Below are 22,240 nucleotides of genomic sequence, written 5' to 3'. Positions count from 1 at the left end.
TTCCTTTCACTTGCTGTCAAGCTCCGCACCCGTCAGTTCGACAGCAGGAGCGTCCTCTGCGGCGGTTTCAATGCAGTTGAGTTCGGCACGCGTGGGCGGATTAGCGCCAGCGCGTGAGACGGTCACGGCCGCAGCCCTGGCCGCGTGCGTGAGGAGCTGGCAAGGCGGGCCACTCTATCTCGTCTGTCACTGGGACAGCCTATCTAAGGGGTGGAATTTTGGCTTGGTAGCACAGAATTCGGGCGATCGAGCCCATTTCGCATCAAGAAAGTCGACGATAACCCACAACTGGACTCAAGAACTCCGCGGGCCTCATACGAGCATCAGGGGTTCATTCTGGGCTGGCTCCCTTTTAACACATGGCTTTCTCACTGCAAAAATCTACACCGCGCGACACGCTGCCTTGATCCAACTGTCCCGAGTGATCAGACGAATCATCGCTGCCTGTCATTCTGATGCTTCATCGTCGCTGGGGCCTCCGCGCAACCAGGGCCCAAGCGGTAGCTCCGCTGCAAGAACGACGCCCCGATCCATTGGCCGCGAACTGGAAGGCCTGGAGGCAGAGCGCGAGTACCAAGTCGCCCTGCCAGCGGGAGTCCCGATGCTTGGGTCAACTAGCTTGCCGATCGAGCCTGGACAAGAAGACGAAAGCAACCCGTTGGTAATGCAGTAGCCCAACCGGCCGCTATACGGACCGATCCGAAGCCGGAAGTGTGGACATCGTCCACACTTCCTTTTTGCCACATTCCAAGTGACGTCCGAACAGCTGCCGCGTGTGCATTAAGCACGCCGCAGCTGCTCCGGGGTTGCCCCGGGGAAGATGGGCTCCCAAGATCTTCAATCGGTCTGCCCCCTCACTTCTTTGAAGCGAATAACCGCAGGTGCAACGACCGTTCCCTCACTCAGTTGCCGTCGTCGGCGAAAACTGTCGATCGGACGATTTGGAACTCGTCCGTGTTGAGTCGCCGACAGGGGCACGTGGCCGATCGGTCGACCGCCCCGAGCGCTACGGTTATGTTGGGGTAGCACCCGTTGTAGGTACTCACCGAGTGGTTGCCATCAGCAGTGAGAGCTTCCCCGACTGCTGGATAAAACAGCTGAGGAGACGCCATGACGGTCACTTTCAACCACACCATCGTCTACGCAACGGACAAGCGCCGTTCGGCGGACTTCCTGGCGAACGTGCTCGGACTGCCGAAACCCCAAGCCATGTGGTCATTCATGACCGTGCCCCTCGACCACGGAGTGGCCCTCGATTTCGCCACCGCGGACCGGCCCATCTCCCCGCAGCACTACGCCTTTCTCGTCAGCGAGGAGGACTTCGACGGAATCTTCGCAAGGATCCAGGCCCAGGGCATCTCCTACTGGGCTGACCCGGGACGGTCCCGCCCCCAGCAAATCAACCACAACGACGGCGGACGTGGCGTCTACTTCGCGGATCCTGACGGGCATTTCCTCGAGGCGATCACGCGTCCATACGGATCGGGTGCTGCATGAAGTCCTTGGTACCCTGACGGTCGCCTTTTGCAGCTCGCCCGTCCTTCTGGGAGCGGAGCGCCGCAGTTGCTGCCAGATCTGCTGGATTAGAACGGCCTGAAGATACACGTCTGTCGTCTCCGACACCGCTGCCGGTTGGCATGCACGCCCTGCGGCCGCTCTGTCTGGAAGCCCCGATGCGTAGAAGATTGCAGCGCTCAACGACACTCTGTTCAGCTATGTGTCGATGTAAATTGTGCCCTGATATTTGCAAAGACGGGCCGTGAGCGCAGTCCGGGGCCTTATGTCCCTCATTACGGTGCCCGTACCAGCCCTCGTGATGGTGCACCGTAACAACACCTGGGGCGGCAAAAAGTCAAGCTTTGTCAACAGTCAGAAGAGAAAAAGCTGCTGACCTGCGGAAACACGTGCCCGAGGTGGGACTCGAACTGCATTCCAACCCTTACAAACACTGGGAACCCGCGGAAACATGCGGAATCCGAAGCAGTCCGAAGACTGAACGAGCGAGTCCGAGCCGAAAACTGTGGACAATGTCCACACCCCAAATTCACCCGTCTCAGCACTCCAAAACGGCAGCGGCACCCAGCTGAGGAACGCGGTTCTTCTCTGCGCTGGAAGTCCGCGTGGGTGGGCCCGGCCCCTGCTTTGGCTGACGCCTCCTGCAGCTCTTGGGCAGAGAAACACATGACGGAGGGGCGCGGAATGCCCGCACGTGATCCCAGGATCACCAAGCACCTGTCGACAGGAAACCTGCCATTACCGCTTCACGAGGTGCGAGGCAATCATCCCCGCGCTGTCCTCCAACAAGATGTCGCCGGCGGCCACTCCCACAACGAGACTGAACGCCCCATCAGTGCTGAAGCCATGCCTGCAGCCATTGATCCAGAGCATCAACACCATCAGCGTCCACGCAGTCCGCTTGTTCCCATCGATCAGCGGGCGGAACCCTGCCGCAGACTCCATAAGCGCTGCCGCCTTCATCGCTAACTCCGGGTAGGCTTCCACACCCATGACCGTCGTTGCCGCACGGGCCAAGGCCGAGGCCAAGAGTCCGATATCGCGGATATGGAACCCATACCGGTCAACGACCTTTCAACATGTCCCGCTACCAGTCGAACATCAGTTCAGGGACTGTTCGCACAAGGGCGGTGCTGTCCTTCAATTGCTCGAAGGGCGTGACACTTGACGGCGCTTTAGACATTGTGGCCTATCTGTCGCTACACGTTGGTTCCCTTCAAATCGGGTGTTGTGCGTCCGGCCAAGCCGATGTTCGGCGGCATTGCAACAATTGAAGAGGCCTCCAGTCTTCTTTCTACACCCTTGGGGCTAGGAGTCGGCCGCTGGATCCGCGTACGAGCAGCCTGGTCCGCAGGACCGAATCACCCGTCTGCACAATGCGCGGATTTTTGCCTTCGCCGGAAAGGGCAGCCAGGAGGAGGTCCAAGGCCGCTGCACCGCATGCGCTGAACGGGGAAGCTACGGTGCTCAGCGCCGGCGTCGTAAAATCCGACCCGAAAATGTTATCGAAGCCCACCACGCTGAAGTCGTCAGGTACCTTCACCCCTGCTTCCTGGAGTTCCTGCATCAGCCCGATGGCCAGCAGGTCATTATAGCATAGGGCTGCGGTGGCGCCGGACGCGATGACGTCCCGGGCAGCGAGTCTTCCCCCCTCGGTCGTGGGCGCCGTGCTGGGAATGAGCTGCGCTTCCCTCCCGGTCCACTCACAGGCCAGGCGGAAGCTGTCCCAACGACGTGCGGATATCCATGACTGCTCAGGGCCCGCCAGGAAAGCGATCCTGTGGTGGCCATTGGACCCCAGGTGGCGGACTGCTTCGTTGACCCCGGACTCTACGTCCGGGACAACCGAAGCAATGCCATCGACGCAACGGTTGAGCACAATCACGGGCCTTATTCCGTTGAGCGCGCGGATCTCCGGATCGAACATGCGGGGGCTGGCCAGGATGATGCCGTCAGTGGACGCCTGCATGCGTTGGACAATAGCGGTCTCTGTCGATGCCGACTCGGCCGATTCGGCCAGCACCAACGTGAAGCCACGTGCTGCGGCCTCGGACTGGGCACCGCGGATGATGTCGAAGAAGCTGGGGTTGGTGATGTCCGAGACGATGAGCCCGACCATGCCCGTGCGGCCGGTGGGCAACGCCCGGGCAAGCGGATTGACGCTGAAGTTGAGCTCCGCTGCAGCCTCCTCGACGAGCTTCCGCGTCTTGACACTGACCCGGGCAGGGTTGCCTAAGGCGCGAGACACGGTGGAGGCATTGACCCCCGCCAGTTTGGCGATGTCGTAAATCGTGGCCCTGGCACCGGCTGCGCGTGAGCTTTTTGACATGTCTACATTTCTTCCGAATCGATGATGCTCATGACGTGCCGGATAGGCGCGTCATGCAGAGATAGCCTGGATGAGCCGGCAGACACCACCTTCATCGAGTACGGCCTTCCCCGTCAGTGACTCACGTGCCTCTAGGCCTTTGCTATGTGCAAGCTCGGAGTCCAGCCGACGCTGGTTGCGGCCGGTGCTGAATCGGTCACATCAAGCACAGTGGTAAGTTCGGCAGTGGAACTGCCTCCGACCCAGACGTCAATGGTGGTGGCGTCCTGCACGTACCCGCCCGTGACCGCGCTCCAGTACTGCAGTTGGTCCGGGCCGAGGGTGAATTCAACGGTCCGCCTTTCGCCTGCTGCGATCTTCACGCGTTCGAACGCTTTGAGTTCCCGGACAGGCCTCGACGAGGTTCCGTATCGCTGGTGGATGTACAGCTGCACCACTTCTTCCGCGGCGGAAGCTGACGTGTTGGTTACCTCAACGGTTGCTGTGACGGATTCACCGACCCCAATCGAGCCGCGGTCCAGCTGGAGGTTGGCGTAGTCGAAGGTGGCGTACGACAGGCCATGCCCGAAGGGGTACAGAGGTGTGCTGCTTTCCTCCCAGTAGCGGGCTTGCTGATCCTGAGGAGCAAAAGTCCGATAGTGGGAATACACCATGGGCACCTGGCCCACGTGGCGCGGCCAGGTGAACGGTAGCCGGCCCGCCGGCGAAGTGTCACCGAAAAGTACGGAGGCGACGGCGTCTCCTCCCCTGGTGCCCGGGTACCAGGCCTGCAGGATTGCCGGGACGTTCGCGTCGGCCCATCGAAGGTCCAACGGCCGGCCGGACATCACGACGAGGACGACGGGAGTGCCCGTTTTGACGATTTGACGCAGTTGTTCCTCCTGGGCGCCCGGCATTTCAAGCGTGGACGTTGAGGCGTTCTCCCCAATCTGGTTCTGCCGCTGTCCGACGACGACAATAGCGATGTCTGATTCGGCGGCGAGCTGCACGGCTGTCCGGATTTCGGCGGCGTCGTCGTAGTCGTCCTGTGTCGCGACGACGGTGGAATCCATCTGGTCGAACATGGACGGGAAGATCCGTTCTGGAATGCCGGCTCCAGGTGCATAGACGACGTTGACAGTGTCGCCTAGCCGTGATCGCAGACCTTCGAGGATTGTCACGGTTTCCTTGGTGTCGTGATCAAAGACCCACGGTCCAAGGGTGTCACGCTTGCTGTCGGCGAGCTGGCCGATCACCGCAACAGACGTCAGCGAAGACGCCGCGAGAGGCAGTGCACCTGCGTCGTTCTTCAGGAGCACGAGCGACGCCTCAGCTGCTGAGCACGCCAGATCGCGGCTCTCAGTCCCTGCCAGCACCACGGCCGCTGCCTCTTCATCAACATAGGGCGATTCGAACAGGCCAAGCTCGAACTTAACTTTGAGGATCCGGCTGACGGCATCATTGATGACCTCTTCTCCTACCAGGCCGTCCCGTACCGCTTGAGCAAGGCGAGAGAAAGCTGGGTCCACCATGCACATTTCCATGTCAACGCCGGCTGTCACAGCTCGAACGGCTGCGTCGGTCAGGTCTTTCGCGAAGTGCTGGGTTTCGAGAGACCGCACTGCGTTGTTGTCGGAGACCACAAAGCCAGTGAAGCCAAGGCCGTTACGCAGCACGTCACTGAGCAGACGGCGGTTCCCGGATGCCGGGACCCCGTTGTAGTCCATGTACGCGGTCATGACGGTGGCGGCACCGGAGTCGATCGCTGCACGGAATGGCGGTAGGTACACGTTCCACAGTTCGGAGTCGGAGATGTCTGCGTCGTCGTAGTCACGACCTCCACGGGACGCACCGTAGCCGGCAAAATGCTTCGGTCCGGCCAGGATGCTGTCCGGTCCCAAGCTACCTTGAAAGCCCCGCACCTGAGCGGCCGCAATTGCAGCACCGAGCACCGGGTCCTCACCGGCGCCCTCAATAATGCGTCCCCAGCGGGGATCGCGCGCGACGTCGACCATGGGGGCAAATGTCCAGTGGATCCCCACTGCACGCGTCTCGCGCGCAGCTGTCGCCTGGACTGCCTCGATGGTCTGGGGCGACCAGGTGGCCGCCAGAGCAAGTGGGACCGGAAAGATCGTTCGAAGCCCGTGGATGACGTCGAAACCGAACAACAGGGGAACACCGAGCGGGCTTTCTTCGACGGCGAGGCGCTGCATTCTGTTGGCCGTTGCCGCATCTTTGACGAAGAGAATCGATCCGGTAAGCCCGTCGCGGATGGCGCTTTCAACAATCGTGGGCTGCTCGGCGTAAGCGCGCTGCTCGGGCGGAAGAAGGGAAACGTCGAGGCCCTCGGGAACCTCGATGCCCAAGTGGAAGAATTGCGTGAGCTGCCCAACCTTCTCCTCGAGCGTGAGCCTGAACAAAAGGTCAGCGACCCGCTCCTCGATAGGGAGCGTTGCGCGGCGGAAGGGTAGGTCAGTCATGATGTCCTTCGATGTGGTAACAGAGGCGGCAAACCTGCCGGATTCCTGAGGATGTTTGTCTTGGTGCATGCGGTTGCGGAGGGAGATCATCGGCTCCCCCCCCACCGCAGATCAGCAACCGCCGGTATCGGTAAAGGCGCCTATGTGTACAGCAGCGGGTAGTTGCATCAGTCGCCGGTCAAAGGCCTTTACAGAGCTGACCAGCCGGCGTCGGAGGCGAGGACGGCACCATTGATATTGGTACCGTCGTCGCTGAGTAGGAAGGTGATAGACGCAGCCAACTGTGCGGCCGTCGCCGGAGTGGGGATGTTTGCCTGCATGAGCGGGCCGAGTCGTTCTGCCGCCATCTGGGACCCGAAGTTCGCAACAATGCCGGTAATGGTTGGGCCGGGGGCGACCGCATTGAAACGTAGGCCCTTAGGGCCATAGATCACGGCGGAGTTTTTGGTCAGGCCCACAACGGCGTGCTTGGAGGCCGTATACGCCGCACCGGCGGCCGAGCCACGGATGCCGGCCTCGGAGGAGACGTTCACGACCGAGCCCGCACCGGCCTCAAGCATGAGGGGGACAACGGCGCGGGTGAGGCGCATGAGGGCGGTGACGTTGATCCTGAAGACCCGGTCCCAGAGTTCGTCGTCCACCTCGTGGATGGGTGTGAAGTTGTCCATGATCCCCGCGACGTTGGCAAGGGCATCCACCCGCCCACCGGCAGCAGTGATGACCGCGGCGATAGTTTCCTCGGTAGAGATGTCACCGGCTACGGGCACCAGATCCAGGCCGCTGTTCTCTTCCACCAGAGCGTCGAGGCGCTCTTTGCTGATGTCCGCGGCGATTACCCTCCCTCCCTCTTTGGCGATACGTAGCGCGGTCGCCTTCCCAATGCCGGAAGCTGCGCCGGTGACGATGACTGATTTTCCTGCGAATCGGTTTGTGGTGATGGCTTCATACCAGGTGGCTTCGTTGCCCATGATGTCCTTCCAGACGGTGATGTTAACTCGGCGGGAGCCGAAGCCAACTAGCTTATGACACTCTGTGTCATTATGTAAGGGGGGGGAATGCTGGCGGGATACCTTCGGACGAACGGCTCTCCCCCACCCGCTCACGAGGACGGCGACTAAGCTCAACTAAAAAAGAACCGGGCTGTAGGTCTGAGGTGCGAGTGGGTGTGAAACCGCTTTGTCAGGTTCAGCTTCTTAATTCAGGGGCGGTTCAACCGGCTGTCGAAGTGCTTACCGCACGCCGCGAACCTTCATTGCGATAACTATCCCGCCAAAAAGTGCCAGCGCCGCGGCGACAAAATAGAGAACCGTATAATTTCCGGTACCCGTTCCAACTGTTAGGAGCAGCGGTGCCACCCCAGGAGCAAGCACCCCGGGAATTTTTTGCGAGAAGCCCGTGATCGCCATGTACCGCCCCGCCTGGGTCTCACGGTGGGGCAGGACGTCGAGTACCACCGCTTGACCGACCGCGATGAACACCGCGACGCCGAATGACGAGATCAAGCTGCCTGTGAGGAGAAGTGTCAGGTCATACGCGAGTGCGGAGACAACTGAACCTCCCGCAAAAAAGACCACGCCGAGGACGATGAACAGGCGCCGGCGCTGCAGCCGGTCACTGAGCCAACCGACGCCGAGCGACCCAAGCATTGCGGTGATGATGCTCAATCCGGAGCTAAGGGCCATAAAGCCAACGACGTCCGCGACCGGCACAGAGAGCCGTTGTGCATAGAAAAATGTGGAAAAGCTTGTGGTAAGCGTCAGCCCAAGGAAGAAGATGAACCTGCCGAGCCAGTTCCATCCGAAGTCGGGCATGCGGCGCGGCCGGAAGGCATAGCTGCCGAGTATGCGACGCACCGAGAGACGGTCCAAGTACACTGCCCCACGGGAGTCCGCTTCCGGTGCAAATGCTATAAAGAGCATGACAAGGGCAGCGCCTATCCCGGCAGGGAGCAAGAACAGAGGCAGGGCGTCGCCGTGGACAAGACCGACAAGAAGGATGCCGAGGACGGGAGAAACCTGCATCACGACGGTTGTCATGCCAGAAACCCGGCCTCGCTGGTGTTGCGGCAACACGTCGGCCTGATAATTTCCAATTGACCCAGCAGCAGTCCCCCACCCAACCGCCGACAACACCCAACCTAAAGTCAGCCACAACGGATCCGGCGCCATAGCCATTACCGGGGCCGCTGCAGCCCCGACCAGGAGACCGGCGAAAGTGTAGGGCCGACGCCGTCCCCAGCGGGAGCGAGTGCGGTCACTTAGGATTCCGGTGAGGGGAGCAACGAGGAGCGTGACGGCCGACCCGACCCCGAGCATGTAACCGAGGATGTCAGGCCGGCCTGCCACAAGTTGCTCCAGACGCACGGCCAGCGAGTAGACCATTGGCACGACCAAAGCCATCCCGCTGCCGAAAGTCGCGAGAACAATCAGCGCGAGGACGCCAGTCCTGACCGACTGTGCGGGCGCCGGCACCGTCACATGTACCGCGTCATCCGCAGTGCGAACTGCGGGCACTACAGCATTAACCTCAGGTCGGTATTTATCCTTATTAAAGCTTTCATTCTTGCTTGTTTGCGGATTCGCCTCGACTTTTTCAGCCATGAACTTCCCTTATTCATTTTCCACGAAGGAACTTGCCCGCCTCAGTCGTACGCGGAGTCGGCCCACAAGAGCCGCGCAGGTCGGAATCTGCCTCAAGACGCTGGCGCTGTTTCTGCGTACGCACCCATATTTTGGACAAACTCCACAGCCTTCGGCCCCGTCTGCTTCTGTGATCTGCGTGAGCAACATAGCGGCCAAGCCGGCCATGCGAGGACGCATCGGTATGGTGGCTTCCGACATGTCCCCGCAAAACCGTGCAGCCGCCAGCGGTCCTAAGAACCCAGTCAAGTGCGGCGGCCATGCAAGGGTAGAGGCCGGACGTGCCGTCTTTCCTGCCGAAATGGCTGGTGTATCAGATGGGCTGGGCTGCGCCGGCCTGAATGTCTTGCTCCCGTTGGAGTTCACGCAGCCGGAGCCGCTCGGCCCGTCGGCGTTCTTGCTGTATGGGGTCCGCGACCGGCGAGGCCAGGAGCAGCCGCTGCGTGTAGGGATGCTCCGGCTGGGTCGTGATGTCCCTGGCAGCACCGGTCTCCACGATGTCCCCTTGGTAGACGACGGAGACACGGTGACTGATGTGTCTGACGACTTCCAGGTCGTGGGAGACGAAGAGGTACGCCACACCTGTGCGCCGCTGGATGTCAGTCAACAGGTCGAGCACCTTGGCTTGGGTTGACAGATCCAGCGCGGAGACCGGTTCGTCGCAAACGATAAGGCGCGGTTCCGGGGCGAGCGCACGGGCAATCGCAACACGCTGCCGCTGACCGCCGCTGAATTCCCGCGGCAGCCGCTCGATCGCGTTTGCGGGAAGACCCACCCGATCGAGCAGGGTACGGACACGCGAACGTGCATCAGACTTCGTAGCTCCCTGAACGACGAGCGGCTCGCTGAGGATGTCGCCCACTGTCATTGTGGGGTTTAGTGAGGTGTAAGGATCTTGAAAGACGACCTGGATGTCACGGGCAAGTCGACGACGTTCCTCACCGCGGACGTGAGTGATGTCCTGGCCATCGAAGGCAATCGTTCCACCGGATGGCTTCACGAGGCCGAGCACGGAGCGCCCGATTGTTGTCTTTCCCGAGCCGGACTCCCCCACTACTCCGAGTGTTTCCCCTGCGGCGATCTCGAGAGAAACTCCATGAAGTACCTCGAGCGGCTTTGCCCGGAAGCCGCGGCCAGGGAACTCGACTCGCAGGTTTTCAACCTGCAGCAGGGCGGTCATCGCTGGGCCTCGTCCGCGCCCACCGTGACGGGCGGATCCAGGCGAACCACACTCTCGTCAAGAATTGAGTTCAGCAGCATGCGGGTGTAGTCGTGTTTCGGAGACCGGAACAACCCGACCGTGTCACCTGTCTCTACAATTTCTCCATTTCGCATGACCGACACGCGGTCACATATGTCGGCGACCACGCCGAAATTGTGTGTTACGAGAAGAACTGCCATTCCAAGCTCCTGTTGCAGATCGCGGAGGAGGTCGAGAATTTCGGCCTGCACCGTGACGTCGAGTGCGGTGGTCGGCTCATCTGCGATGAGAAGACGGGGACGGCTGGCCACCGCACCAGCGATAAGTACACGCTGAGCCATGCCACCTGAAATTTGGTGCGGATACGATGCAAAGGTTCGCTCAGGGTTTCGAATTCCGACCCGCCCCAGCAGTTCCATCGCTCGGTTCTCCGCCTCCGCCGCACTCACGTCGCTCGTTGCACGGATACCTTCAATCAGTTGCGCGCCGACAGTAAACGAGGGATCGAGGTTCGACATGGGTTCCTGCGGGATGTAGGCGATGTCACGGCCGCGGATTTTGCGCAGCTCGCGTTCATTGAGCCCCAGCAGTTCTCGGCCCATAAGTCGAACGGACCCCCGGAGAATAACGGCTTCATGCGGCAGCACACCCAGGACAGCAAAGGCAGTCTGCGTCTTTCCGGAACCCGACTCGCCGACCACTCCCAGTGTTTCCCCGGCGTTCACCGAAAACGAAACCCCCTGCACCACCTCATTCAATTCGCCCGTTGGGGATGGATAGGCAATCACCAGGTCCTTGACGACGAGTAGCGGAGACTCCGCCAGAGTCGCGGTCTGGTCCCGGGGCGGGGTCATGGCTGCTTTCTCAGGGGCTGGACCTGAGCGCCGGCGGCGCTTCTGCTTCGCACCCTGCAGGGTGTCCCGGAGGGCATTACCGAACAGCACCAGGCAGGCAGTAAGAATTCCCAGAACCAAGCTCGGCCATATGAACTGCAGCGGACTGATGTAGAGATTGGTGAATCCGACGGAAATCATGGAGCCAAAACTTGGGACCGAGTTGGAGCCGACGCCAAGGAATGCGAGACCTGCTTGCACTCCGATCGATGCGCTTGCCAGGAACGCGGCCGCGATGATCACTGGTCCTCGGACGATGGGCAGGACATGCCGGGCGAGGATGCGGAGGTCTTTCAGCCCGGAGACCCGGGCGGCGTCTACATAGAGTTCCCTGCTGACACCTATTACCTGGTTGCGCACGATCCGGTAGATGCCAGGTGAGAGCAGGAAACCGAAAATCAGCATTGTAGCCCGGAAGTCGCCCTTTGTGACGGGCATTAACACGATCAGCATGAGTAGGCCCGGGAAGGTCATGATCAGGTTGAATACCCATTCGGTCACGCTACGCGTGCCGGCGAAGTATCCGCCCACCAGGCCGAAGGTGATGCCGACCAAAAGTGCGACACCGGTACCGATGACCGCGGAAATCATGCTGGTGTTGATGGAGTGCAGCAAGCGCGAAAGGATGTCGCGGCCGCTTTGGTCCGCACCCATTGGGTAATCAGGTGTCCCCATAGGTGCATTCGCTGCTTGAAGCGAAGCGGCGTTCGGGTCGTGCTCGGCCAGGACGGGTGCGAGAAGACCGAACACGATGATCGCCAGCAGGATCAGCACCGTGATGAGGCCCTGCGGGTCTTCGAGCAGCCTGCGCCAGGATGGTTTCCGGGATGTCGGCTGCTCTGCGAGCGTGACGAGCGGTTCTACAGGAGTTTCGGAGCTCAATAGATCCTCGCCTTCGGGTTGAGCCAGCCATTTATGAGATCTACAACCAGATTTATGGCAATTACCATCAGGACACCGAAGAAGGCCACTCCCAGTATTACGGGAACGTCGCCTTGCAGGGACGCGATGAAGGTGAAGCTGCCATATCCCGGCAGGGCAAAAACGTTTTCGATGATGAGCGCGCCTCCGAGCATCTGGATGAACTCAAGTGAAAGGACGGTGAGTGCTGGTCCGGATGCATTTCGCAAGGCATGCTTCAGCACTACCGACTGAACCGGGATTCCTCGCGTTCTTAAAGTTCGAACGTAGTCCCTGCTCAGTTCGTCGACCATCGACCCTCTGACCTGGGCCGTGATGTTTGCGGCACCCCCGATCACGAGCACGATGACTGGGATGGTGATGGAGCGAAGCCATCGCACCGGGTCCTCGGCGAACGGGGTGTATCCGCCCGCCGGAAGGAGTTTCATCTGAACGGCGAAGAGGTAGACGAGGCCGATCGCGAGCAGGAGGCCCGGAACCAGGTGACCGATCAGGGAAAGCCCTTGTGAGAGACGGTCGGCAAATCCGCCGCGCGCTGCGGCCCAGACGCCGAGTACCACGCTGATGGTCACGGTGAAGAGTAGTGCCACAAGGACAACGGAAAGCGTCACCGTGAGACGGGTGAGCACAGCGCTCATCACCGGTTCGCTCGTGATGAGCGAGCGACCGAAGTCGCCATTGATCGCTCCGAAGAGCCACTTGAAGTACTGCACGGGAAGCGGCAGGTCCCAGCCGAGCTCGGCCAATCGTCTGTCAACAGACTCATTGGTGGCTGCCGAACTCAGGTTAGTCGTCACGATGTCCCGGAACGACAGGCTCAGCAACCAGTAAGTGATAAACGTCATCAGAACTGCCAGCACGAGGCCGGCGCCGAGACGGCGCGCCACGTAACCGATCATGTTGATTCCTTCGGGTACTGGATGGGGATAGACCCCAGAGGGAGAATAGTGCTGGACAGTGGTGTGGGCACCCGACCCGCTCTTAGGCCGGGTACCCACCACGGGAACTATCTATTTCGCTTGTTCGTACTGGCGCACGTTGGATCCCATGGCCGACTTCGGATCGACGAACTCCACCCCAGGATCTGTCGCTATGGTTCCACCCATGTAGGCGATGGGGGCATTCAGTGCGTGCTCTGTTGCGAACGCAGCTATTTTTTTGGAAAGTTCAACCCGCTCAGCTTCGTCCGCCGTCGCTGTCGCCGCTACCAGCTTTTCGAGCTCCGGGTCGGTGTACCGGAAGGGGTTTGTGTAGGCGTTTGGGCCGTAGTAAGTTCCGATCATCTTCTGCGCCGCAGGCAACGCGTCAATGTAGAGGACCATCGGGAATTTCTTGCCCGCGATCGCCGCGCCGGTGTTCTGGGGAGGTACCGGCTCCCAGCTCACCTTGATGCCGATATCGCCGAGGGCCTGCGTGACGGTCGGCTCGAAGGTAGTGGAGTAGGGCGTGCTCGGCATTGTCACGCTGAAGCCGTCCTTGTAGCCAGCCTCGGCCAGCAGGTTTTTGGCTCCCTGCACGTCGTACTTGTAATAGCCTTCCAGCTTCTCGTTGTACTCCTTGGAATCGGGGTTGAAGATCTGCACTGTCGGCTTGCCGGCGCCCTGGAGGATTGCTTTGACAATCCCTTCACGGTCGAACGCCATGTTGATTGCCTTACGGACCCGCTCGTCAGCCAACGCCGGTACGAGCTCTCCCTTCTTGTCAAGCAGCAGCATAGTGAGGTGGGCCTGGCCGGCAAGTCGCGTGACCTTAAGGCCCTTGGCCTCCATCGGTGCTACCTGCTGGGGCTGGAGCTGGCCGGCTGTCAGCTCGCCAGCCTGAAGCGCGTTGAACTGGGCCGTGGGGTCAGCAATCACGCGGAACGTGAGCTTAGGGAACGGAAACGCACCGAGGTTCCAATAATCGTCCCGACGCGTCAGCACGTACGAACTCCCCGGGACAGTGGCTTTATCCAGCACGTACGGTCCCGAACCAATGGGATTGGCTACAATGTCCTTGTTGTCAAGGGCCTTTGCCGGTGCGATGGCACCGGCACCCTGGGAGAGTGCAATCAGCAGAACTGGGTCGGGACGCGAAAGCTGAAGCACCACCGTCTTGTCGTCGGTCGCCGTAACTGATGCAACTGCACTCAGGGCGGGGGCCTGCAGCCCCTTGGCTGTGCGGGACCGCTCAAGCGTTGCCACAACATCCGCCACAGTGACGGGCTGACCGTCGCTGAACTTCATGTCGTCGCGAATGACCAACGTAAGCCTGGTTTTGTCGGGGTCATACTCCCACTTCTTGGCCCCGTTCGGCTGGACTTCCCCGTTGTGGTCAACGAAGAGCAGCGTGTCGTAAATCGCGGACCAGACGTAAGCGGCCTGACCGTCATTCAAGTTGGCCGGTTCCATCGATGAAATGGGAGTCTGGATCGCCAAGCTGAAGTTTTTCACGCTGGGGCTTCCAGGCTCAGGGGACCCAGCGCTTGGGCCGGAGCATGCCGATAATGCAAAAACAGTGAGAGCTGCAAGAGCCCCGACCCGAATGCGGGTCGCAAGCGTCTTAGATAATTTGCTACGCACAGAAAACTCCTTTGTTGCGTGCATGGATATGGATTTCGAGAGCGCAGACCGCGCGACACGGCGGTGTGGCTTCTGAAACGGTCGCAGGGTCATGGGCAGGTCCGCCGTCATGTGGATGGGCGAGGCATTCCAAACCGGTGTCTAGTGGTCATTAGATTAGGTCTAGTGAGTTGTAGATTACAGCAGCTAGATTGGTTCGTCCAGTAGGAAAGTGAGATTCGCCACGTCGCCAGCGATCGAGAAAAGAGTGCACAAGGTTTGGCGCCTGACATAAGCCGCCCGGTTGATGCCGTATCCCGGACATCGCTGAAGTCTGCGGTATTCGAAGACCCCCGGTCCTTCACTTCCAGCCGTTATCCGAACGCCGAAGGCAGGCCCAGGCGGTAAAGGCTAAAGAAGCATACGGTGACTGCCATCCTGGAGCAGCTGACCGCGCCCGCCCAGCATCATCGACCTAATGCCGCTGCTGATGCCGACCCATCCCAGAGGCGGGCGACCCATTCTCGTTCTCGTGCTTCTCCTGCGAGGGAGTCAGACTCGATTAGTGGCCGAAGCAGCCGCCTGCAGAGAGATCGGGGAACCGCTTAGGACGATTGTCCTCGGACCAGACGAAGCATCGTGTCATTTGAGGCGATAGGGATGATGGGGAGCGGGATGTTGAGCTCATTCGCAAGATCCTCTACCGCCCGGTCCATCAGAGCATCCATGTTCACATCGATGGTGGTGAGGCGCGGGGTCAGGAGTTGCGCGATGGGAGTGTTGTCGACTCCCACGATGCTCACGTCATCCGGAATGGATAAACCCAAGCGAGTGGCAACGTGTGCGACCGCTGCCGCAACGGTGTCGTTGTACGCAGCGACACCCACGACACCCCCCTCCTGCAGAAGGCCTGCAACAGCTTGATACGCGCCGTCAGGGTCGACGGGAACATCGATGAGGACCGGTTTCATGATGCCCGCTTTCGAGCAGGCACGTTCGATCTCCACGAATCGCATTGGGCTGTAAGGGTCGGGACGTCGATCCCGGAGAGAGGCGTAGACGATGCGGCGAGGACCGGTTCGGATCAGCTCGGCGACTTGCATGTGGCTGATCGATACGTCCAAGCGGATGCTGTCGTTTTCCCCGATGCCCAAGCGGGGAACCGTGGGAACACCCTGCTGGGCGAGACGTTCCCGTGATGCGGTAGACAGCGCTGCACCGAGATCGATAACAGCCAAAGGGCGCAACGCAAGTATTGACGCCGCTGTCTCGTCGGAGTCCGGGCCGACGAAGCGCAGCACGACGTTTCCGCCCATTCCCGCGGTGTTCACCGTCAGGCGATCCAGGGCATCCTGCTGATTTTCACCGATCGTGGAGTTTGGAACCAAGGCCACAATGATATCGCCGCGACCTCGAACGAGGCTTCGGCCAGCGGGCGAAGGCCGGTAATCGAGCTCTTTCGCCGCTTCCGGCACACTTGCTTCCGCGCCTGCGGGGCAAAGTTCTCCGCACGTCCGTTGAAGATGTGGCTCACGGTAGCCCGTGACACCCCCGCTCGGGCCGCTACGTCCGCTGCAGTAGAAGGGCGCCGGCAGTGGTAGCTCACCAAACTCTTCTCACGAGTGCACATTGCATGACTATTCGCACTCGCTTCTCGTCCACGTGCACCAACGGCGAGTTTGAAGCTTGTCTCGACCGCAATAGACGATCACGGTGAGTCCTAGCTCTTCAGGCGGGGTCCCCCACACGTTCCCCGGTCTGCGGGGCAGAGCGGTCGTGCGTCAGTTGGAAACGTGGCTCATGCTGCGCGGCAGACCCCGCTCGGGCCCCTACATCAGCCTGCACCATAAAGTCGTCCGGGAGTGGCGGTCGAGGTTTACCTTCGCATGACGGACGCAACACTAGCCAAGTTGTTATCACGTGTGCATAATCTTAGTACCACGTGTGCATTGCTCATGACAGCGTGAAGTCCGGGTTTTGAAGTGGCCCGGGGTAACCACTAAACCCCAACAATGGAGTTGATATGCCTGATCGCACACAGCCGCCGGCACCCGAGGCCGGTGCCCTCCTCACGCCGACAGGACTTGCATCCTCGGCGGAGGTCGCCGCAGAAGGTGCCGCACTCTCTGCTGGCAGCGAGCCCACTGTTCCCCTAAAGAAGGGGTACTTGGCGGTCCTGATTTTCGCGTATTTCGCTCTCTACATCGCCTGGATCGCCCCGGGCGCGTTCTCACTCGCGGTTCGCATCGGACAGATCGATCCGGCCGGTCGAGACACATCAATCGCGTTCGCCGTGGGTCTTCCCTCCTTGATCGTCCTGTTCACCGGTCCCTTGGTCGGTGTGCTCAGCGACCGGACGCGCCTGCGCTTCGGGCGCCGGCGCACCTGGTTGCTGGCCGGAATGCTCACCGGTTTCGCCGGTTCGACTCTTGTTGGTCTGGCATCAACAGTCCCCTTGCTTGTGGCCGCGTGGACTGTGGCGTTCATCGGATACACTGCCGCGGGCGGGATGTTCCTCACCCATCTCGGAGATAAGCTGCCAGCAAAGCAGCGCGGCAAGGTAGCCGGATTCACCGGCGCAGTCACACAGATTGCCCCCATAGTTGGAGTCGGGATCGCGAGCGTGTTCGCAACGCTTCCCCTGGCCATGTTCGCAGCACCTGCTGCCGTTGCATTCGTTCTTGGCCTCGCGTTCGTGATCGGAATGAAGGACGAGTCCGGGCCAGCCACTAAATCGCGGTTCGAGTTGCGGCAGTTCACCCAAGGCTTCTGGTTCAATCCTCGCCGCCACCCGAACTTCGCCTGGGTATGGATCAGCCGATGCCTGATCTTCCTCTCGCTGGCCTTCATGCAGCTATACACCGTCTATCTGCTCAGTTCGCGCCTGCAGATGGATTCCGCAGCCATCGGTGGACTGGTCGCTACTCAGGGCCTCCTCGGCTTGGTTATCGCAATCGGCGGGTCTTTACTGAGCGGAGCGCTGTCTGACCGGATCGGTCGTCGCAAGCCATTCATCGTCGCCGCAGGTTTCATCCTCGCCACCGGGCTCGTCATCACCGCCACCATGACGTCGATACCGCAGTTCTTCATCGGCACCATGCTGGCGACCTTCGGCGTAGGCATCTTCGGCGCGATCGATCAGGCGATCGGCCTGGATACCTTGCCGAGCGACCAGGGGCAGAACGGCCGTTTCATGGGTATCTTCAACTTGGCCAATCAGCTGGCGCAGGGTGTGGGACCGTTCCTGGCGGCGGGGATCCTCGCCCTGTTCGGGGGTGACTACACCTGGGTGTACATCGCCGCAGCCGCATTCGCCGTCATCGGCGGCCTATTGATCCTCCCGGTGCGGCCAGGTCTCCCGAGCACCGTGAGCATCTCGCTGACCAAGACCCGTTGACTTTCGGAGGTGCACCGGGCACGTACCGGTGCACCCGCCTTTGATCTCCTAGGAGCTATTTCGTGACCCCTACCCTTTTCAACGACAACTGGACCGTCCGCCCGAAGGTCAGCATCTTCGCTGAAATCGGCCAAGACCCCGCCAGCACCCAAGAGGTGCGGCTACCTCATGACGCTCTCATCAACCAGCCGCGCCAGGCAGAAAACAGCGGCAAGACGGCTTACTTCCCTCGGTCTGCAAATTTCGAGTACCTCAAAAGCTTCCACGCACCTGAAGAATGGCGTGGACGCGCGGTTCGACTGGAGTTTCAAGGCGCTTACCGCGATGCGGTCGTGTACATCAACGATGAGTACGCGGGCCAACGGCCCTACGGCTACTCCATCTTCGACGTGCACCTCGACGACCATCTGATCTTCGACGCGGAGAACACCATCCGGGTCGAGGTCCGTGCCCAAGACGATTCGCGCTGGTACAGCGGCGTCGGGATCACACGCGACGTCCTCCTGCACGTGACTGACCCATACCGCATCACCGCCTACGGTGTCCACGCTCACGCGAGCGACATCGATGACGAACGCGCAGTGGTCGACGTCGCCGTCAGCCTGACGAATGATCGCCGCCACCGCGCGACGGCGACCACGGAAGTCACCGTCCTCGACAGCGCCGGCGAGGTCGTTGCACAGCGGAAAAGCCCCGCCACAGTCAGTAGCGGGAAAACCGGAATCTCTCGAGCACGGGTCTACATCCCTGAGCCCACCCGGTGGTCGCTCGAGGACCCGTATCTGTATAGCGTCCGCGTGCGCCTCACCGACGCAGACCAGATCCTGGACGAAACGACCGTCCCGCTGGGGATCCGCACGATCCGTCTGGACCCGCAGCATGGGTTGCGAATCAACGATAACCCGATCAAACTGCGTGGTGCTTGCGTGCACCACGACAACGGACCCCTCGGCGGGGCTGCCGTGGCAGCAGCTGAAGAACGGCGCGTGCGGCTTCTGAAGAACGCCGGCTTCAACGCGATCCGTAGTGCACACAATCCGCTGAGCATCCCGATGCTCGAGGCGTGCGACCGTCTCGGCATGATCGTCATGGACGAGCTCTCCGACGTGTGGACCGAAAGCAAATCCCCCTTCGACTACTCCCTGGACTTCCCGGAATGGTGGGAACGGGACCTCGAGTCGATGGTCCTCAAAGACCGCAATCACCCCAGCGTTATCTTCTACTCCGTCGGAAATGAGATCCCCGAGATCGGCAGCTCTGCAGGAGCTGAATGGAACCAGCGCCTGGCGGAGAAGGTCCGGGATCTCGACCCGACACGATTCATCACCAACGGCGTAAACGGATTCGTCGCAGCACTCAAAGATGTCCTGCAGATGATGCGCCAGGCCACCGACGCGGCGGGCGGAGTCAACGACGCCATGGGCAGCGCCGGGGACATGATGAACCAGATCAGCGCATCCGAACTCGTCTCAGCACGCCTCGAGGAGCCCTTTTCGGCTCTCGACGTCGCCGGCATCAATTACGGCGATAGCCGGTATGACCTCGATGCCGATCTCAACCCCGACCGGCTCATCGTAGGTACCGAAACCTTCCCTGGCCACATCGATGTTCTCTGGAAGTTGGTGCAGGCCCACCCCCAGGTGCTCGGCGACTTCACCTGGGCTGGATGGGATTACCTCGGCGAAGTAGGCGTGGGCCGCACCCGCTATCTCGATGACAATGACATGCAGTTCGAAGCAAGCTACCCGTGGATATCCGCCTGGGTGGGTGACCTCGATATGACGGGGCAACGCCGGGCCATCTCCTATTATCGGGAAATCGTCTTCGGGCTGCGCCTCCAACCGTACATTGCCGTGCATCGTCCGCAGCTGCACGGCAGGGCTGCAATGACCGGCGGATGGTCGTGGCCTGACGCGCAAGCCAGCTGGACCTGGTCGGTGAACGTCGAAGACCCGATCCGAGTCGATGTGTATGCCGCCGCCGATGAGGTGGAGCTGGTGTGTAACGGTCGTTCGCTGGGGCGCCAGCCCATCGGTGCAGGCAAGGCTTTTATCGCGGAGTTCGACGTCACTTACGAACCCGGCATCCTCGAGGCGATCGCCTACAAAGCCGGCGTCGAGGTCTCACGAGAAATCCTGACCTCGGCGACGGGCCCTGCCCGCATCGGGCTGAATCCATCCGCTTCCAGCATCTCGGACACCGGGAATGACGCGGCGTTCATTGAGATCGAGTTGCGCGACGAACACGGTCAGCTCATCACCGACGCAGACGCCAGCGTCAGCGTGAGTGTTCGGGGTGCCGCCCACCTGGCAGGCCTTTTCAGCGGCCGACCGAACCCCCTCGAACCAATCACGGGATCCGCCTGTTACACGCAGGACGGACGCGCCCTTGCGATCATCCGGCCCGATCGGCCGGGTGAGGCGCAAATCAGCGTAACTTGCGGCGAGCTCCGTGCAGAAGCAACCCTGTCGATCACAGGATCCCCGTGTCACACTCACGACGGCGTAGCCCTTGGGACCATCCTGCCCGATCAGGCAGGTGAGACGCAGATCACCGAAACTAGCGACGAACTCCGTGCAAAAGCATCCGTATCGATCGGAGCAACCGATGCGTAAGCTTCGGCCTGGACTTCTGGGGAGGGGTGGCGACCCCGCACCCCACCAGGTCGAGGGAACCAATCTCAACAGGGACTGGTGGTCAAATGAGGGCCACGCTCGCCCGTGACGTTCTCGGGGACGCCCGACGCGGCAGGCGCCTCGGGCAAAACGGGCGAATGATCTAGAAAACATCTGTATTTCTCTGGGACTCAGGTCTGCATTTCTGCTTCTCCGTGCTCAGTGGCGAGTCTTCGCTTCAGGTTAGAACCGCTCCTTCTCCGGCCGGCTGCTGATGCCATACCAGCAGCCGGCCGAAGCTGGCAGTGCGCAAGCTGACAAAAGCTCTCCATTGTCGAGGTCCGGAATTGTCTGTTTGAGTGCCGCGGAAGGGCTGTCCTGACCGTCGTGGGCGAACGATTCCATCGGTAGCCTGCACTCCAACGGCTGGGCCGGTAAGCCGCCAGCGACTTTTTTGGAAAGGTGCCGGCCGTTAAGTTCTCCGAGCAGACCGGGGCTTCCGGGAGGACTATTGCCCACGCGCAGGTGGGTGTCCGGGCCGGTCAGCCGTCGAATGGGACCGGTCAGCATTGGGACGGACGCGAGCAGCAGTTCTATCGGGTCAGCGGACCGACGGCAGCCATCCGGGCTCGAGGCGGGGGCCGGTGAGTGATGCGACTGCCGCGCATCGACCTCCGCCCATGATTTCGAGCCGGGCTAATTCGTCGACCAGGCCTAATAGCGGCCCGGGGTGACCCAGCGTAAATGAGAGCGGACCCGTTGAATTCGTTGGTATTTGATTTGCCCGCCCAGCAAGGGACGGCTTTAGGACGTCGCCCGAGCCCTGCAATCCCCCATGCATCCTCGGGAGGTGATGAACCCAGCCATCCGGTTGAGCGATGAACTAACTTCCGGGACTACTTGTGTCCGGTTCAGGTGCCCGTGAAGCATTCCCTTGGCCAGGTAGGTCTCCAACCGGGCGCCGTCACCTTTAGCCTGCTCTGCATAAGCTTCCCCTGAGGGGCGTAGGTCATCGTATTCGGACAGGATAACCAGCGAGGGCGGGAAGTCGTTGAGGTTGTTGTGGTCGAGTGAGATGAAGGGTGCGTCCGTAATCATCCCGCCCCGTACCCCGCATTCAAGCACCACCGTCTCCCAGCTCTGGAAAGAACTCCAGGAGACATCGCACGTGGCTATGGTGTCGATAATCAGGAGAGCGAACTCGCAGTAAATTGCGTTGCGGTACCAATGCGGATGGACCAAGCCATGCCCGTAATCGGCGCCGCCAGCGTCAGCGCTTTGGCATTCCGTTTACCCCTGGACCGCTTGATAACCGAGGTCCCGAATATTCAGGCCGTGTAGTCCTTCCCAAATGAATTCCGGAAGGACTACACGGCCAGGTGGGCTGGGCTGCCTAAGGAGCAGTTGTGTTCCGCCGCGAGTGGCCATCAGGTCGCAGTAGCCCGACCAACCCGCAGGCCGGTGGAGGTCAGGTCCGCTAACGGACATTTTTTAGGCTCACGCCAGGATCCGATTTGTCTTGAGTCTTGTCTCCCGCTTCGTCAGGTGTTCTTCATCTATCCAGATTTTGTAATCTTCTGCCCTGTGGATAAGCGTCCGGTCCCAGCAGCCGTTAGCCGCCAGCCAGATTGCCCTGGAATCGGGGGAAGCGTCGATCACGGTTCCCGTGCGCGCTATCCTGCCGTCGTAATGCAGGTCGGCGTGAAAGCCTAAGAGTTGATTTCAGTCCTC

At 60.8% G+C, this 22,240-nt stretch carries 15 protein-coding genes and 2 pseudogenes; 4 read left to right on the top strand and 13 right to left on the bottom strand.

Translation table 11 applies throughout. The features are described from left to right. Window positions 1-6: 6 nt before the first annotated feature. Window positions 7-156: pseudogene (locus FBY31_RS23730) on the bottom strand (carbohydrate kinase); the annotation flags it as partial. 954 nt (window positions 157-1,110) lie between these two features. Between FBY31_RS23730 and FBY31_RS01365 the strand changes: the two are divergent. Beyond that, entirely contained in the window at window positions 1,111-1,497 is a 387-nt protein-coding gene (locus FBY31_RS01365; RefSeq protein ID WP_142035976.1) for a VOC family protein, read from the top strand. A gap of 756 nt (window positions 1,498-2,253) precedes the next feature. On the opposite strand, the gene FBY31_RS01360 is transcribed toward FBY31_RS01365, so the two are convergent. The 11 genes and pseudogenes from FBY31_RS01360 to FBY31_RS23725 form a co-directional block, all read right to left on the bottom strand. Further along, complete coding sequence (locus FBY31_RS01360; RefSeq protein ID WP_142035973.1) at window positions 2,254-2,562, bottom strand: type II toxin-antitoxin system death-on-curing family toxin; 309 nt, start codon at window positions 2,560-2,562, stop codon at window positions 2,254-2,256. Window positions 2,563-2,809: 247 nt separating this feature from the next. Then, on the bottom strand, window positions 2,810-3,844 hold the full coding sequence (locus FBY31_RS01355; protein ID WP_142035970.1) for a LacI family DNA-binding transcriptional regulator: 1,035 nt from the start codon (window positions 3,842-3,844) through the stop codon (window positions 2,810-2,812). Between the two features lie 131 nt (window positions 3,845-3,975). Continuing rightward, window positions 3,976-6,303, bottom strand: a complete 2,328-nt coding sequence (locus FBY31_RS01350; protein WP_142035967.1) for a glycoside hydrolase family 3 N-terminal domain-containing protein — start codon at window positions 6,301-6,303, stop codon at window positions 3,976-3,978. A 188-nt stretch (window positions 6,304-6,491) separates the two neighbouring features. Then, the gene (locus FBY31_RS01345) at window positions 6,492-7,271 is read right to left on the bottom strand and encodes an SDR family NAD(P)-dependent oxidoreductase (protein WP_142035964.1); all 780 of its coding nucleotides are present in this window, start codon (window positions 7,269-7,271) and stop codon (window positions 6,492-6,494) included. 261 nt (window positions 7,272-7,532) lie between these two features. Further along, on the bottom strand, window positions 7,533-8,903 hold the full coding sequence (locus FBY31_RS01340) for an MFS transporter (RefSeq protein WP_142035961.1): 1,371 nt from the start codon (window positions 8,901-8,903) through the stop codon (window positions 7,533-7,535). Between the two features lie 352 nt (window positions 8,904-9,255). Further along, window positions 9,256-10,122, bottom strand: coding sequence for an ATP-binding cassette domain-containing protein (locus tag FBY31_RS01335; protein ID WP_142035958.1), 867 nt, complete (start codon window positions 10,120-10,122; stop codon window positions 9,256-9,258). Continuing rightward, on the bottom strand, window positions 10,119-11,918 hold the full coding sequence (locus tag FBY31_RS01330) for a dipeptide/oligopeptide/nickel ABC transporter permease/ATP-binding protein (RefSeq protein WP_142035955.1): 1,800 nt from the start codon (window positions 11,916-11,918) through the stop codon (window positions 10,119-10,121). The genes FBY31_RS01335 and FBY31_RS01330 overlap by 4 nt, the downstream gene beginning before the upstream one ends. After that, on the bottom strand, window positions 11,915-12,856 hold the full coding sequence (locus tag FBY31_RS01325) for an ABC transporter permease (protein ID WP_142035952.1): 942 nt from the start codon (window positions 12,854-12,856) through the stop codon (window positions 11,915-11,917). The genes FBY31_RS01330 and FBY31_RS01325 overlap by 4 nt, the downstream gene beginning before the upstream one ends. 111 nt (window positions 12,857-12,967) lie before the next feature. Next, on the bottom strand, window positions 12,968-14,389 hold the full coding sequence (locus FBY31_RS01320) for an ABC transporter substrate-binding protein (RefSeq protein WP_235012862.1): 1,422 nt from the start codon (window positions 14,387-14,389) through the stop codon (window positions 12,968-12,970). 713 nt (window positions 14,390-15,102) lie between these two features. Further along, window positions 15,103-15,972, bottom strand: a complete 870-nt coding sequence (locus FBY31_RS01315; RefSeq protein WP_235012861.1) for a substrate-binding domain-containing protein — start codon at window positions 15,970-15,972, stop codon at window positions 15,103-15,105. A 44-nt stretch (window positions 15,973-16,016) separates the two neighbouring features. Continuing rightward, window positions 16,017-16,127, bottom strand: a pseudogene (locus FBY31_RS23725) (hypothetical protein); the annotation flags it as partial. Between the two features lie 393 nt (window positions 16,128-16,520). Between FBY31_RS23725 and FBY31_RS01305 the strand changes: the two are divergent. Together FBY31_RS01305 and FBY31_RS01300 are read left to right on the top strand one after the other, a co-directional pair. Next, entirely contained in the window at window positions 16,521-17,894 is a 1,374-nt protein-coding gene (locus tag FBY31_RS01305) for an MFS transporter (protein WP_142035941.1), read from the top strand. 62 nt (window positions 17,895-17,956) lie between these two features. Next, entirely contained in the window at window positions 17,957-20,509 is a 2,553-nt protein-coding gene (locus FBY31_RS01300; protein WP_142035939.1) for a glycoside hydrolase family 2 TIM barrel-domain containing protein, read from the top strand. A gap of 804 nt (window positions 20,510-21,313) precedes the next feature. On the opposite strand, the gene FBY31_RS23720 is transcribed toward FBY31_RS01300, so the two are convergent. Then, the gene (locus FBY31_RS23720; RefSeq protein ID WP_142035936.1) at window positions 21,314-21,607 is read right to left on the bottom strand and encodes an alpha/beta hydrolase fold domain-containing protein; all 294 of its coding nucleotides are present in this window, start codon (window positions 21,605-21,607) and stop codon (window positions 21,314-21,316) included. Between the two features lie 42 nt (window positions 21,608-21,649). Between FBY31_RS23720 and FBY31_RS23715 the strand changes: the two genes are divergently transcribed. Next, the gene (locus tag FBY31_RS23715; RefSeq protein ID WP_142044947.1) at window positions 21,650-21,850 is read left to right on the top strand and encodes an IclR family transcriptional regulator domain-containing protein; all 201 of its coding nucleotides are present in this window, start codon (window positions 21,650-21,652) and stop codon (window positions 21,848-21,850) included. Window positions 21,851-22,240 lie beyond the last annotated feature (390 nt).

The sequence above is a fragment of the Arthrobacter sp. SLBN-100 genome (assembly GCF_006715305.1).
Classification (GTDB): Bacteria; Actinomycetota; Actinomycetes; order Actinomycetales; family Micrococcaceae; genus Arthrobacter.
The sequence above is the reverse complement of the archived record's forward strand: the minus strand, read 5'-3'. Positions and strand labels throughout refer to the sequence as shown.

Coding starts and splice junctions, on each gene's coding strand:
- FBY31_RS01365 (WP_142035976.1), top strand. CDS start 1,111: ATGACGGTCACTTTCAACCACACCATCGTCTACGCAACGGACAAGCGC.
- FBY31_RS01355 (WP_142035970.1), bottom strand. CDS start 3,844: ATGTCAAAAAGCTCACGCGCAGCCGGTGCCAGGGCCACGATTTACGAC.
- FBY31_RS01350 (WP_142035967.1), bottom strand. CDS start 6,303: ATGACTGACCTACCCTTCCGCCGCGCAACGCTCCCTATCGAGGAGCGG.
- FBY31_RS01345 (WP_142035964.1), bottom strand. CDS start 7,271: ATGGGCAACGAAGCCACCTGGTATGAAGCCATCACCACAAACCGATTC.
- FBY31_RS01340 (WP_142035961.1), bottom strand. CDS start 8,903: ATGGCTGAAAAAGTCGAGGCGAATCCGCAAACAAGCAAGAATGAAAGC.
- FBY31_RS01335 (WP_142035958.1), bottom strand. CDS start 10,122: ATGACCGCCCTGCTGCAGGTTGAAAACCTGCGAGTCGAGTTCCCTGGC.
- FBY31_RS01325 (WP_142035952.1), bottom strand. CDS start 12,856: ATGATCGGTTACGTGGCGCGCCGTCTCGGCGCCGGCCTCGTGCTGGCA.
- FBY31_RS01305 (WP_142035941.1), top strand. CDS start 16,521: ATGCCTGATCGCACACAGCCGCCGGCACCCGAGGCCGGTGCCCTCCTC.
- FBY31_RS23720 (WP_142035936.1), bottom strand. CDS start 21,607: ATGATTACGGACGCACCCTTCATCTCACTCGACCACAACAACCTCAAC.